This is a genomic window from Chryseobacterium sp. SN22 (genome assembly GCF_008329705.1).
GTDB lineage: Bacteria > Bacteroidota > Bacteroidia > Flavobacteriales > Weeksellaceae > Chryseobacterium.
In genome coordinates, this window is the sequence record NZ_VTSX01000009.1 from 67,121 (window position 1) to 81,209 (window position 14,089).

Annotated in this window: 14 protein-coding genes; 7 read left to right on the plus strand and 7 right to left on the minus strand. The window is 40.1% G+C overall.

Translation table 11 applies throughout. The annotated features are described in order from the left end of the window. Positions 1–58: 58 nt before the first annotated feature. From FY557_RS07615 to FY557_RS07625, 3 genes are all read left to right on the plus strand, one after another. On the plus strand, positions 59–2,647 hold the full coding sequence (locus FY557_RS07615) for a putative LPS assembly protein LptD (RefSeq protein ID WP_149246684.1): 2,589 nt from the start codon (positions 59–61) through the stop codon (positions 2,645–2,647). 62 nt (positions 2,648–2,709) lie between these two features. Further along, positions 2,710–3,090, plus strand: a complete 381-nt coding sequence (locus FY557_RS07620; protein WP_149246685.1) for a RidA family protein — start codon at positions 2,710–2,712, stop codon at positions 3,088–3,090. Further along, positions 3,090–3,542: a hypothetical protein gene (locus tag FY557_RS07625; RefSeq protein ID WP_149246686.1), complete on the plus strand. Its 453-nt coding sequence runs from the start codon at positions 3,090–3,092 to the stop codon at positions 3,540–3,542. The genes FY557_RS07620 and FY557_RS07625 overlap by 1 nt, the downstream gene beginning before the upstream one ends. A gap of 76 nt (positions 3,543–3,618) precedes the next feature. Here the strand turns inward: FY557_RS07625 and FY557_RS07630 are convergent, their stop codons facing one another. After that, positions 3,619–5,142 (minus strand): trypsin-like peptidase domain-containing protein, encoded by a 1,524-nt coding sequence (locus FY557_RS07630; RefSeq protein ID WP_149246687.1) that lies wholly within the window; start codon positions 5,140–5,142, stop codon positions 3,619–3,621. 360 nt (positions 5,143–5,502) lie between these two features. On the opposite strand from FY557_RS07630, the gene FY557_RS07635 reads away from it, so the two are divergent. After that, a complete protein-coding gene (locus FY557_RS07635) occupies positions 5,503–6,870 on the plus strand; it encodes a rhodanese-related sulfurtransferase (RefSeq protein WP_149246688.1) in 1,368 nt (455 codons plus the stop codon). Positions 6,871–6,872: 2 nt separating this feature from the next. Continuing rightward, complete coding sequence (locus FY557_RS07640) at positions 6,873–7,448, plus strand: 5-formyltetrahydrofolate cyclo-ligase (protein WP_149246689.1); 576 nt, start codon at positions 6,873–6,875, stop codon at positions 7,446–7,448. Here the strand turns inward: FY557_RS07640 and FY557_RS07645 are convergent. Together FY557_RS07645 and FY557_RS07650 are read right to left on the minus strand one after the other, a co-directional pair. Beyond that, positions 7,397–7,978, minus strand: a complete 582-nt coding sequence (locus tag FY557_RS07645) for a hypothetical protein (RefSeq protein ID WP_149246690.1) — start codon at positions 7,976–7,978, stop codon at positions 7,397–7,399. The genes FY557_RS07640 and FY557_RS07645 overlap by 52 nt on opposite strands. Next, complete coding sequence (locus tag FY557_RS07650; protein WP_149246691.1) at positions 7,962–9,140, minus strand: hypothetical protein; 1,179 nt, start codon at positions 9,138–9,140, stop codon at positions 7,962–7,964. Before FY557_RS07650 ends, FY557_RS07645 begins: the two co-directional genes overlap by 17 nt. A 184-nt stretch (positions 9,141–9,324) precedes the next feature. Between FY557_RS07650 and FY557_RS07655 the strand changes: the two genes are divergently transcribed. After that, positions 9,325–9,591, plus strand: coding sequence for a hypothetical protein (locus FY557_RS07655; RefSeq protein ID WP_149246692.1), 267 nt, complete (start codon positions 9,325–9,327; stop codon positions 9,589–9,591). A 77-nt stretch (positions 9,592–9,668) separates the two neighbouring features. Here FY557_RS07655 and FY557_RS07660 read toward each other — a convergent pair whose 3' ends face one another. Further along, positions 9,669–10,436, minus strand: a complete 768-nt coding sequence (locus tag FY557_RS07660) for a TrmH family RNA methyltransferase (protein ID WP_149246693.1) — start codon at positions 10,434–10,436, stop codon at positions 9,669–9,671. 66 nt (positions 10,437–10,502) lie between these two features. Then, a complete protein-coding gene (gene rmuC, locus FY557_RS07665) occupies positions 10,503–12,011 on the minus strand; it encodes a DNA recombination protein RmuC (RefSeq protein ID WP_149246694.1) in 1,509 nt (502 codons plus the stop codon). A gap of 182 nt (positions 12,012–12,193) precedes the next feature. Here rmuC and FY557_RS07670 point away from each other — a divergent pair, with 182 nt between their 5' ends. Next, positions 12,194–12,853 carry an SGNH/GDSL hydrolase family protein gene (locus FY557_RS07670; RefSeq protein WP_149246695.1) on the plus strand — a complete coding sequence of 220 codons (660 nt, stop codon included), beginning with the start codon at positions 12,194–12,196 and terminating at the stop codon, positions 12,851–12,853. Between the two features lie 16 nt (positions 12,854–12,869). Here FY557_RS07670 and FY557_RS07675 read toward each other — a convergent pair whose 3' ends face one another. Both FY557_RS07675 and FY557_RS07680 read right to left on the minus strand, forming a co-directional pair. Further along, a complete protein-coding gene (locus FY557_RS07675) occupies positions 12,870–13,625 on the minus strand; it encodes a DUF5995 family protein (protein ID WP_149246696.1) in 756 nt (251 codons plus the stop codon). A gap of 97 nt (positions 13,626–13,722) precedes the next feature. Further along, complete coding sequence (locus FY557_RS07680; protein ID WP_149246697.1) at positions 13,723–13,968, minus strand: hypothetical protein; 246 nt, start codon at positions 13,966–13,968, stop codon at positions 13,723–13,725. Positions 13,969–14,089 lie beyond the last annotated feature (121 nt).

Genomic DNA, 14,089 nt, shown 5'->3' on the forward strand with positions numbered 1-14,089 from the left:
TTTAAAAATTATATTAATTTTGAGCCTTAGTATTATACCTATAAATATAACGAAAAAATTGGTCAAAACCGTCTCCAAAAATATATTACAAATTTTAATTATCCTAATTTTTAACAGTTTTTTAGCACAGCAGACGCCTGAAAAATTGCCTGAAAATGCGGTTAATGATACCATTTCCAGAAAGGATACCGTTGTGGTGAAAAAGGAATCCCTTGAAGATGTTCTCCGTACCAAAGCGGATGTTCAACGCAGGGATTTCCAGAAGAAAATGATTTACCTGAACAGGAATGCGCAGGTAAAATACCAGGATATGCAGATCGATGCCGATTATATCTCCATCGATGAGCAGAAAAACATCATGTATGCCCGCGGAAAGCAGGATTCTCTGGGGAAAATCATAGAACCTGTGATTACCACCCAGGCAGGGAAGGTGTATGAAACAACAGAGTTTCAGTACAATACAAAAACCAGGCAGGCAATTGCTTTTAATGCGAGAACAGAAGAGAATGAAGGGGTTATCGTAGCTAATAAAACTAAAAAATATAACGATTCGGTTTTTGCGATGAAGCGTGCGATCTATACGACCGACGATTATTTCATTAAGAAAAAAGATACCGCGGCAGATTACTATCTGCGGGCTTCCAACATCAAACTGGTAAAGACAAGAAACAAATCATCGATCATTTCCGGACCTATCCAGATGTACATTGAAGAAGTTCCGACTCCGCTGATTATGCCTTTTGCCATTCTTCCGTTTTCAGACAAAAGATCGGCCGGTATCCTGATCCCCAGTTTCGGGGAGCGGCAGGACGTCGGGTTCTTCCTGAATGGATTGGGTTATTACCAGCCGATCGGGGAACATTTCGATCTCAAGGTCCTTGCGGATATTTACACCAAAGGAAGCTGGAACCTGCGGCCGGAAATGAATTACATTAAAAAGTACCGCTATTCCGGGAATTTCTCCGCCGATATCGGAACCATGGTCCGCGGAATCAAAGGGCTTGATAACTATGGGAAAACAGGAACTTACCGGATCGCCTGGAGACATACGCAGGATACCAAAGCCAATCCTTTCCTTACTTTCTCTGCTTCAGTAGACGTGGTAAGTACGAAATTCTACAACAATACGCTGAACAACAATTATATTCTTAATCAGAATGTATTGAATACCCAGCAGAACTCTACGGTAACGCTTACCAAAAGATTCCTGAAGCTGCCGGTGACGATTACGGGAACCGCTTCTTATTCACAGAATTTCGCAACGGGACTTTCTGATCTTCGTCTTCCACAGATGAACATCGCCATCAATCAGTTTTATCTGTTCGGTTCCAAAACAGGGGTAAGATCGGGGTTGCTGGAAAACCTGACGGTGAATACCGGTATCAATTTAACGAACTTTGTTCAGACTGAGGAAGGGGAGCTTTTTAAAGCGGCCATGTGGGACAAGATGCAGACGGGGCTTAGAAACAATATTACTTTAGGAACCAATACTACGGTTGCCAAATATTTTACCTTCAGTTTAGGGGCGAATATCGATAACGCCCTGACGACAAAAACGATTGATAAATTTTATGATCCGATCCAGAACAAGGTCGTAACCGAAACCAATAAAGGCGTTTCCGGATATTCTACTTTTTCTACTACGGCAAGTATTCAGACGACTTTATATGGAATGCTGAACTTTAAAAAAGGGTCAGCGATTGAAGCCATCAGGCATATGATGACGCCAAGTATCGGGTTTACCTATTCTCCGGATTTCGGGGGTTCGGGATTCGGGTATTTCAGGAATTATTATGATGCCAACGGTGCTTTGACGCCTTATTCCATCTTTGAAGGCGGGATTATCGGATCTCCTTCGAGCGGACTGGTTGGTGCGTTGGGTTTCAATATCGGAAACAATGTTGAAATGAAAGTGCGGTCTAAAAAAGATTCTACCGGGGTAAAAAAAATAAAACTGTTTGAATCTTTAAACCTTGCCGGAAACTACAACTTTGCCGCAAAAGATCATCCGTTTTCCATTATTACGATCAACGGGCAGTCGTCTTTCTTTAATAACAAATTGAGTGTAAATACCAGTTTGTCCCTTGATCCTTACCGTATCATTTATATTCCGGGACAGGAAGCCGGGATCAGGACAGAAAATTTCGGACACTTCAGCGTGCAGGGCTTCAATGTTCAGATGTCCTATCCTCTAAGCAGCGAAATTTTCGGCGAAAAGACGGATTACAGTAAAAAGTACAGTAAAAAAGGAGAGATCAGAAATGAAAATTATTATTTTGACGATGATAATTATGCCCACTTTGATCAGGCCTGGACTTTGAATGTAAATGCCAACTACGCTTATACCAGAAGCTCGGCTTCAAGAACACCAACTAAATTGGCTTCTGTAGGACTTGACGGAAGCATCAAGCTGACGCCTTACTGGAACATCAACGGAAGCACGCATTACGATATGGTAACGCAGCAGCTGGCGTATACAAGAATAGGGTTTTCAAGGGATCAAAGAAGTTTTACTATCAATTTTAACTGGGTGCCGTTCGGGCAGTATAAAGTATATGATTTCTTCATCGGAATCAAGGCCAATATCCTGAGCGATGCGCTGAAATATAAAGACCGAAGCTTTACACAGCCGAATGCACCATTCTAGCATCAGATTTGATATTTGATTATAGAATATAAATTTTATATTTGCACCCAAAATAAATTCTAATGAAAAAAATAATCAGTACCGAAAATGCACCTGCAGCCATCGGACCTTATTCACAGGCTAATATGGCTAACGGTGTGTTGTATATCTCCGGCCAGATCCCGGTAGATCCTGCAACAGGCAAACTGGCAGAAGGAATCGAAAGAGAAACACATCAGGTAATGAAAAACCTTGAGGCTGTTCTTACAGAAGCCGGTATGACTTTTAAAAATGTTGTAAAAGCAACGATCTTTCTCAAAAATATGGATGATTTTGCAGTAATGAACGACATTTATGCATCTTACCTGGATGCAGAAAGCTATCCTGCCCGTGAAACCGTACAGGTTTCCTGCCTGCCGAAAAATGTTGATATTGAAATTTCCATGATCGCACACCAGGATTAATGAATTTTATAAGAAATACAATTGCGGTTATTGTAGGCCTTGGTATTGCAGGGCTTATTATCACTCTTGGCATCAGGATGTTTCCGCAATGGGTGACTTTCGAGGCTTTTGCTCCATTCGAGCACTGGCAAAAATTCCTTCAGAGCATGCAGAAAGACGGAGCTTTTTTCGGCTTCCTGCTGTTTATTTCAGGCCTGGGAACTACCGTTGGCGGTGTGGCGACAGCTATTATCGTTAAGTATGCCAAAGTAGCCTATGCTATCCTTATCGGATTCATCATGCTTTTTATAGCCATGCTGGACGTTATTGTTTTCCCTTATCATCCTACATTCTATAAAGTATCCATTTTTCTTACTTTTTTTCCTTTTTCGTGGATCGGAGGAAAAATAGTAGAGGTAATTTATGAAAGGAAGAAGAAAAGAAGGATTGCCGAAAAAATAAATAGGTCATAAAGAATAAAAAGCCGCTGCAAATTGGAATTTGCAGCGGCTTTTGTTAATATAGAAGTGAAAGTTTAGTTTCTCTTAATTAAGGCATTTTAAAGCCTCTCTGATAACCTCTTCCGTAGTCATCCATGTATTTCACCTGTACGGTTCCGGAAAACTTATTCAATATATTCTCCACATCTTTTTGTGAATTTACAGGTTTGCCATTGATTTCGGTAATAATGTAGCCGTCTACGATTCCCGCTTTAGCCATTTCGCTTCCTTCGATTACATTTTTGGCGATGATTCCGCTGTTCAGCCCGTAATAGGCTTTTGTTTTATCATCAATGCTCTGGAAATCGGCTCCTATTTTTTCGGTTACGCTCAGATCCGCTTTGGTTCTGGTAGAAGTACCGCCTTTCTGGTCTCTTAAAGTAACGCTAGTGGTTGAAGATTTGCCGTTTCTCATATAAGTTACGTTAACTTTATCTCCCGGACGTTTGCTTCCTATTGCCACTGAAAGATCAGCAAAATCAGTAATGGGTACGGTATCGATCTGGGTAATGATATCACCGGTTTTTAGTCCGGCATCTTCTGCACCACTGCTTTCCCCGAATCCTGTTACCAGAACTCCTGAACCGGCTTTATAATTTGTTCTCTTCTCTTTATTGTAAGCTGCTACCAGCTGATCGTTGGAAAGGTCCAGGGAAGTTACACCCAGGAATCCTCTCTGTACGATTCCGAATTTCTTGATGTCTTCAATAATCTTTCTTGCCAGATTGGAAGGAACGGCAAATCCGTAACCCTGATAGTATCCCGTCGTAGACTGGATCGCTGAGTTGATCCCGATCAAATCGCCATTTGTATTTACCAATGCTCCGCCTGAATTCCCTGGATTAATGGCCGCATCCGTCTGGATAAAGCTCTCAATCGGGTTGGCCGCTTTGCCCTGTGAGCCCAGGATTCCGATTCCTCTTCCTTTTGCTGAAACGATTCCGGCTGTTACGGTAGAATTAAGCCCAAGCGGGTTCCCTACAGCCAATACCCATTGTCCTACTTCAATATTATCGGAGTTTGCGAAATTTAAGAATGGTAATCCTTTTTCTTCAATTTTCAGTAAGGAAATATCGGTATTAGGGTCAGTACCTACTAGAGTTGCGATGTAAGATTTTTTGTTGCTTAAAACCACTTCAAGCTTATTGGCTCCTGCCACCACGTGGTTATTGGAAATAATATATCCGTCCGGAGAAACGATTACTCCTGATCCCATTCCGGAAGGCATGTTATCGGGAGCCTGTTGTTTCTGTCTCTGTTGGCCTCTTCCTCCGAAAGGATCACCGAAGAAGAAATCGAACATATCCTGCTCTGAAGCCCTGCTGGTGGATCTGGATTGGTAATTCTTAATGGTAACCACAGCCGGAACGGTTGTCTTGGCTGCTTTTACAAAGTCGTCACCCACTGCAGAAGAGTTCATCCCTGCAAAAGATACGTTGGAAGCTTTTGTAAAATAGGATTGGTCTGTGCTGTCGGAATGATGATTCAGGTATTGTATTCCACCAACGGCGGTAGCTCCTGAAATAACACCCACCACAGCAAATGGCAATAGTTTTTTTAAAGTACTCTTCATTGTATATCTTTCTTTATTTGATTAATTATCTTATTCACTTTTTCGTTTTATTCTAAAACAAATTTAATGCTAAATAGGTATGCAATTAATATACATTGTTTCAATTTTAACTAAAATTTAACGAGAATAGCAATACTTTATGGATTATGTCATAATTGTTAAAACCCTTATTAACGAATATTAAAAACATATTAAAGACAAAATGTCATAAGTAAGATACAATTGTCATGCTAAAGGTTAAATCGTCTGTTTTTAAATAGATATAAAATGACATGAATTCCAGGTTGGGTTTTTTAAATTTAATAAATCTAAAATGTTTATCTTTGCACCTTAATTTTTCTCACTTAAAACGTTTATAGCATGCAACTGTATAACACCTTAAGCGCAGAAGAAAGAGCTCGACTTATCGATGAGGCCGGAAAAGAGCGCCTTACCCTGTCTTTCTATGCGTATGCCCGAATTGAAGATCCCAAAAAATTCCGTGACGATTTATTTATAGCCTGGAATGCCCTTGATGCCCTAGGCCGTATTTATGTAGCCCATGAGGGAATCAATGCCCAGATGAGTGTTCCGGCAGAGAATTTTGAGGCATTCCGCAATACGCTGGAGGAGTACGATTTCATGAAAGGTATCCGGCTGAATGTTGCCGTAGAGCAGGACAACCATTCCTTTTTAAAATTAACCCTTAAGGTTAGAAATAAAATTGTTGCCGACGGCCTGAATGATGAAACTTTTGACGTAACCAATAAAGGGATTCATTTAAGAGCCAGGGAATTCAATAAGCTGCTGGAGGATCCGAATACGATTGTTGTGGATTTCAGAAACCATTACGAAAGTGAAGTCGGCCATTTTGAAGGGGCTATTACCCCGGATGTAGAAAACTTCAGGGAAAGCCTTCCGGTCATTAACGAACAGCTGCAGAACCACAAAGAAGATAAGAACCTTCTGATGTACTGTACCGGCGGAATCCGCTGTGAGAAAGCCAGTGCTTATTTTAAGCATCAGGGTTTCAAAAATGTTTTCCAGTTAGAAGGAGGAATTATCGAATATACCCGGCAGATTAAGGAAGAAGGGATTGAAAGTAAATTTATAGGGAAGAATTTTGTATTCGACCACCGTCTGGGAGAACGTATTACCGATGATATCATTGCCCAATGCCACCAGTGCGGAAAGCCGTGCGATAACCACACCAATTGTGCCAACGATGCGTGCCACCTGCTGTTTATCCAGTGTGACGAATGTAAGGCGGCTATGGAAAACTGCTGTTCTACGGAATGTCTGGAAACCATTCATTTGCCTTGGGAAGAGCAGTTGAAATTGAGAAAGGGCCTGCAGGTTGGAAATAAAGTATTCAGAAAAGGAAAGTCCGAAGCTTTAAAGTTTAAAAAATCCGGAGACCTTCCGAATAAACCTCTGGCTAAAGCGGAAACAAAAGATATCCGTCAGAAAATAAAGATCAAAAAAACGTTGATCGGAAAGGCCGAGCATTACTTTACAAAGTCTGAAATTGCACAGTTCCTCATTGAAAGCAACGAACTGTCTGTAGGGGATAAGGTGCTGATTTCTGGACCTACAACCGGAGAGCAGGAAATTACCGTTACGGAAATCCATGCTAACGGAGGACCTGTAAATACAGCCGTACCGGGAGACCAGATCACCTTTAAACTTCCGTTCAGGGTGCGTTTGTCTGATAAAGTGTACAAAATTTTACCTTCTGAAAATGCTTAATCATGTTGAAAGCTGAACTCAGAAAAGAATATATGCAAAAAAGAAAAGCCTTGTCTTATGATGAGGCTTTTTTCTTATCTGAAAAGATTTTCAGGAATTTTATTGAATATTTTAAACCGCTTCCGGGTCAGAAGGTTCATATTTTTATCCCGATTCAGAAGTTCAGGGAAATTAATACGAAATTGTTCATTGATTATTTTCTCAGTCGGAAGATCAGGGTTTTTGCCCCTAAAGTGGTCGGTACGGAATTGATCTCTGTCGAAATTTTTGCCGATACAGACTATGAGATCAATACCTGGGATATTTCTGAGCCGGTTTCTGATGAAGATTCAGGGATTTCGGACTTTGATTTTGTGATTACCCCGCTGTTGTACTGTGACAGTAAAGGAAACAGGGTAGGCTACGGTAAAGGCTTTTATGACGGATTCTTTGAGAGTATTTCAGTCAGTACAAAAAAAATCGGAGTTAATTATTTTAACCCCGATAAAAATATCGATGACATTTGGGAAAACGATATTCCCGTGGACTATCTGGTTACTCCGGATGCTGTGCTGTCTTTTTCAGGCCCGTCCGAATAGAATTTAACGAAATAGAACTTGAATTCTTTATTTTTCTGGTCAGGTTTTGAAACCAGCGTGTATTGTGCATTCCTCTCGAAATTTCCGATTTTCCTATTCTTATCGCCGGTATATTCCACGCTGAATTTGGCAAAATGCAGGGTGTCTTTTTCCTTTATTTTCTGAAACACATTGATGTTGCTGACTTTTACTTTTTTTACATTCAGGCTTTCCAGTTCTTTAAACAGATCTTTGAAAGTTGTGGAATCCGATTTCTGGAAGTACTTTTCAATTTTCGAGTAAATGGCCGTATCAATTTCAGTATTTTTTTGTCCGGACAGATAGAGGGTGGAAAGATCCAGTACATCCTGCACTTTCTGCATGGTAATCGAATTGATTGCCTGGGTGCTGTCCATTTTTACGGTAATGTTGTTGGTATTTCTAAGCTTTTCAAGATCGCTAGGTCCTGCGTTGTCTTCTTTTTTGACGCAGGAAGTCATGATAATTCCGATAAGTATCGCAAAAAATAAAATATTACTTATTGTTTTCATTGGTTGAGATTTTAAACTTAATAGATACGATCTTTCCTTTTTTATCTTTCTTCATTTCAATCACATTGAGGTTTTTAAGAGATGTGGTCGGCGTTGTCATTAGCGTAATGTAGTCCTGCTTATCCAACGTTTCAAGACCATATATATCACTGTCATACACCTGTGTAATTACAGCGTTATCGCTGATCCGGTCTTCCAGCTGCCTTCTTTTCTGACGGATGAGCTTCAGCTGTTCTTCCGGATTTCCCCCGTTGATATCTTTGGTCGAAAAATAATAAAGTGCCATCTTATAATCATCCGGTTTCAGTTCTATGATCTCCTCTTCCGGAGCATTCTCAAGATTTCTGCTGACTTCGAGATATTCGTAAAAAGGAGAGCTGATCTGCATTTTAAGAATCTTGTCTTTGGTAGCATACCTAAAACATTCTCCGGGTTTGATGCGGTACAGGATAGGAGATTCGTTTTCTTTGATCACTTTGATTTCAATCTCACGCTGAATGCTCATGTTCCGGTCGGCATCCGTAAAGCAATACACGTAAGTTTTCTGGAAAATAACATCTTTGAAACCAAGAAGCCCCGTTGCTATAATCAGGATCGCGGTTACCAACACCCAGGCATTCTTTCTGAAGAAGTTTTTCTTAGGTTTTTCCGGTTCGGAAATCGTAATCTGAGATGAAGGATTGTTTATATTAACTGTTTGATTATCAGTGTATGATTTTTGTAAATCAGCAATTTCATGGCTCCTGTTTTCTGTTTTTATGGGGATGATATCTTCTTTAGGAAGTTCAATAGATGCAGAAACTGTTTTTTCAAGCTCTTTTAAATCCTCATCTTCAATTTCTTCATTTTCCTGCAATAATTCTCCGGCAAAAAGATGCTGTTTCTTAAACTCATACCATGACTCGTAACCCGCATATATACTGAGTAAGTTGAGCATGTCAATTCGGGGGAGTTTGGTAACCGGGGAATTCTTAAAATAGGTATAAAAAGATTTTTCGCTGATGTTTCCTTTTGCCTTTTTTCTGAGGTCTTCCTGAAAATATATAATATCGATGCCCTTCCATTTCGAAATATCGTCATAGGAAGGGGTGTGTTCTTTCAAATATTGAGCCTGTACATCCTTTTTCAGCTGCTCAAAATGTAATAAATCTAAATCCGTCAATGTCTTTTGAAGTGATTAAATTATTGATTATCAGTTATGTTTAATTGTAAAATGATTTTACAAAGGTATTACAATTATTTTTCATAAACAAATTTTCTATCTGCTATACCTTTGTCTTGTTCAAATAACGGAACAGAGAAAAGATTTTATAAAACAATATTAACAAAATTAAATTTAATTTATTATGAAAAAGTCATTATTCGTAGCTGCTATCGCTGCAATCTCTCTAGTAGCTTGTAAAAAAGGTGAAACTACTTCTACAGAAGCTTCTAAAGATTCAGTTGCTGCTGTATCTGATTCAGCTACTACAGCTATCGATTCTACAGCTGATGCTGCTAAAGATTCAATCAACACTACTACTGAAATCGCTAAAGATTCAGTTAAAGCTGAAGGTAAAGTAGCTAAAGAAGAAATCAAAGCTGAAGAGAAAAAAGAAGAAGCTAAGAAATAATTCTGGCTCTGCTAAAATAAAAGAACCGTTCACTTTGTGAGCGGTTTTTTTGTCTTTATTTTTATACCGGATCTTCCTTAAAATTTCTTCTGTTTTAAGGTTTCATAGCAGGTAATGGCCACCGCATTGCTCAGATTCAATGAATCAATGCTCCCAGCCATCGGAATCAGTGTATTCTTTCCTTTACCGATCCAGAAATCACTTAACCCGGAATGTTCAGTACCGAACAGCACAGCTGATCTTTGTTTGAAATCCCTCATGTAAAGATCCTCCGCGGTTTCATCCATAATCGTAGTGTAGATGTTGAAGCGGTTTTCCTGAAGGAATTCCAGTGTTTCATGGTTTTCTGCCTGAAAAACCTGCATTCCGAACAGGCAGCCGACACTTGAGCGGATTACATTCGGGTTATAGAAATCCGTTTTACCGTCAGCAACAATCAATGCATCAATACCAAAAGCCTCACAGCTTCTGAGAATGGCGCCAAGATTTCCAGGTTTTTCAACTCCTTCCACAATAATTACAGTAGCATCTTCTTTCGGTTCAAATGATGATAAATCGGATTCTTTAGCTTTATAAATGCCGATGATCCCTTCAGAAGTTCCACGATAGGCTATTTTTTCATATACTTTATCACTGACAAAATGGATTTTACCTTCCGGCAGCTGCTGCTGAAAAATACTTTCGCAGACAAAAAATTCCACAGGCTCGAAACCATATTGCTGCGCCCTGTCGTTTTCCTGCTGTCCTTCCACCACAAAGACACCGGATTTTTTACGGAACCGGTTGTCGGTAAGGAGTTTGGTAATGTGTTTTACTTTTTCGTTCTGAAAACTTTCTATAACCATGCTGCAAAATTAGTCAAAATTTACAGTTAAATAAAAAACCTCAGGGTTGATCTGAGGTTTTAGGTTTTAATCTTCCGAAGTTTCCAGGGTGATCTGGGAATTTTCCACCAGGCTTGGCGGCAGGTCTTTTTTGTTTTTAATTCCTAAAGACTTTAATTTCTGGGTCTGAAGGATAAGATTGTCGTTTCCTGTAGAGAGCTGTTTGTAAGCTTCGTTATAAACATTTTTGGCCTGATCCAGGTTTTTTCCAACTTTTTCCAGGTTTTCCATAAAGGTTACGAATTTATCATACAGTTTGGCGCCTCTGTCGGCAATCTCCACAGAATTCCGGTTTTGGTATTCCCTTTTCCAAAGGTCCGCAATCAGTTTTAAGGAAGTTATTAAATTGCTCGGATTCAATAACAGGATTCTCCGGTCGTAGGCATAATTCCAAAGGTTCTGATCGGCCTGCATGGCTGCAATGTAAGCCGGCTCGCTGGGAATAAACATCATTACGAAATCCAGTGATTTTCCATAATCGTCATAGGCCTTCTGACTGAGCTGGGTGATGTGGTTCTTAATGGACGATAAATGCTGGTTGAGCTTCATCAGGTAAACATCCTGATCCGTTTCATCTACCAGATCCGTAAAGGCGGTCAGTGAGACCTTGGAATCGATGATCACATTTCTTTCATCCGGATATTTTACTACGGCATCAGGCCGCATTTTCTTGCCTGAAAATTCGGAAAAGAGGGCTTTGTTGTCTTCATCCCGGAGCTCATGTTCCAGGAAATACTCTCTCCCTTTTACCAGTCCGGATTTCTCCAGGATGCTTTCCAGGATCATCTCGCCCCAGTTTCCCTGGGTTTTGCTTTCACCCTTCAGGGCACGGGTCAGTTTTTTGGCATCTTCGGAAATCTGCTGGTTGAGTTCGGCCAGTTCCTTTACTTTTTCGGCCAGGGAAAAACGTTCTTTGTTTTCTTTTTCATAGGCTTCATTCACCCGGTTTTTCAGATCCGTAATTTTTTCCTGAAAAGGTTCAAGGATGCTTTTTAAATTATTTTGATTTAAAGTGGTAAACCTTTCCGTTTTTTCTTCCAGGATTTTATTGGCCAGATTTTCGAACTGAAGTTTGGAATCTTCCTGAATCTTAGCGATTTCTTCTTTCTGAGTCTGCAGGGATTTTTGCAAGCTTTCATTAATGGCTGAAAGTTCTGAGTTTTTGGCAAACAGCGATTGTTTTTCATCTGAAAGAAGTTCTATCTGGTTATTCTGCCGGGCAGTAAATTCCTTCTGTTCTGAAAACTGCTTTTGCAGGGAACCATATTCCGCTGAAATTCTGGCAAATTCATTTTTCAGATCATTGAAAAGATCCGTCTGCTGAACAGTATATTCTTTTTCCTGTTCCAGCTGCCGGCTCAGTTCCCCGATCTTAAGGCCTGCATTTTCCAGGTCTGAATTGTTTTTAATATATAAACCGTTCAGCCCGTCATAAGAACTTCTGGATACGCTTGATGATCTCAAAGCGAAATACACAATAGCCGCTCCGATAATCCCTCCCGCTATACATCCGATCATTAAATAGGTTATCTCCATTGATCAAAATTACAAAAAGGAAAGGGTATTCTTTTTACGGGAACCCGTAATTTTTATTCAGGGCAGGAAATTGAGTGTTTACCGGTAGAAAATTTGTAGCAAACCTCAAAAATTCAGGAGTACATTTGGAAAATCAATTTGTTTTCCGTTATTTCATACAGTCAAATTGTAAAATTTAATCTATGAAATTCTTAAGCATAGCCGCGATTCTGTTTTCAGCGGCCGTATCGGGGCAGGACTTTACCAATTATGCAAAATATGAAAAGCAGAACCAGGAAGTTGTCGCCGGAAAGACCGCGCCCAACTCCGTTTTTATGGGCGATTCCATTACGGAAGGCTGGGTTTCCAAAGATCCTTCGTTTTTTAAAAAGAACAATTTTGTCGGCAGGGGAATCAGCGGACAGGTTACTTCCCAGATGCTTCTGAGATTCCGGGAAGATGTCATCAAGCTGAAACCGAAACGGGTAATTATCCTTGGCGGTACCAATGATATTGCGGAAAACCAGGGACCGATTTCTTTGGATAAGGTCTTCGGAAATATTGTTTCGATGGCCGAACTGGCCAAAGCCAATAACATCAAGGTTGTTTTGTGTTCCGTTCTCCCGGCTTATGATTTCGGCTGGAGGAAAGACATGCATCCTGCGGATAAGGTAATTGCGCTCAACAAAATGATTGAAGCGTATGCCAAAAAGCACAACATTCTTTATGTAGATTACCACTCCCAAATGAAAGATTCACGAAACGGCCTGGATAAAATCTATACTGAAGACGAAATCCATCCCACTGAGAAAGGATATGAAAAAATGGAGGGTGTTCTCATGAAAAAGCTGAGCAAAATTTAAGACAGATATCTTTTAACTAAATGTTTTTCGCAGCAGCCAGGATTTCTATATTTTTCCTTACGTCACTGCTCTCGCATTTTTTTAATTCTTTCAGCAATGCGGGAGTAAGGATGTCGGGATTTATAATCTGTGAAGCAACTTTTGCGGCAGCATAATCCACAATTCCGATAACGGATTCTTTCAGAAGGTTAGGGGCGTTGGAAGCCATCACGGCTGTTGCCCAGGAGGTTTCCCTTGCCTTTGAAATGGCAAAATCAAGCACGGCGTTGTCTCTTCCGTTGGAGATTTTGTCAATCAGCTCTACCGGATAACAGATTTGGTTCAGGGAATCCTGTACTTTCTGGTTGATGGAGGCAATAACATTATTGATGTTTTCGAAATCTTTTTTCAGGGGAGCAATCTTCCGATTGGGCATGATGGAGGCGGCGGAAATCCCCAGATCAAGATTGATATGGGCATTTATCCCCAGAAAAATATGCTGCAGGATCAGCAGGTTTTTATTTTTAGCCGCTTCAAAAGCGATATACCAGGAATTGGTGCATCTTTTCCCTTTTGAATAGGCATCCCAGGCTTCGAGGTAGCGGGTGGCAAAGGCAATATCCAACAAAGTCATCCTCGGATTATCTTCAAACTTTTTCTGCTGAATCCCTTTAAGGACCTGTGCGGTCATGATCCTGTAAGTGCAGGCAAAATAGCCGGCCGGACTTTGGTTTTCTTGAGCCCAGACAATGATCCCGTCTAATTTCTTAAGAACTTCTTCGATAGTTTTCATGATGTTTTTGTTTGGATAAATATAAGAAAAAGCTTCTGCGAATGTTTAAATGAGCTAAAAATAAAAAGTGAGCCGGCAGACTCACTTCATCTTTTGATTAAGGTTGTGTTAAAGTGGGAACTCCGATTTCCGGTGGCGGGCAGATTCCTGTATTCATCATACACGTTCCTCCCATGCAGGTATAATTTGTCATTGAGGAAGTTCCGTCAGAACACATGATTAAAGCCTCTCCGTAATGGGCACAATCCCTGTTGGAATAGCATTCCAAGGCAGGATACAATGTCCCTCCAAAGATATTTTTAAGATCTTCTCTTGAAAGTTTAACTACGTTTGAATTTTTCATAGGAATACATTTTATGATTGGTATATTGTTTTAATGGTCTTATCGTATGGTTTTTAAACATACACCTAAGATAGTAAAATAATCATTGAGTGAATCTATCCTTTTTATTATTACACACGCG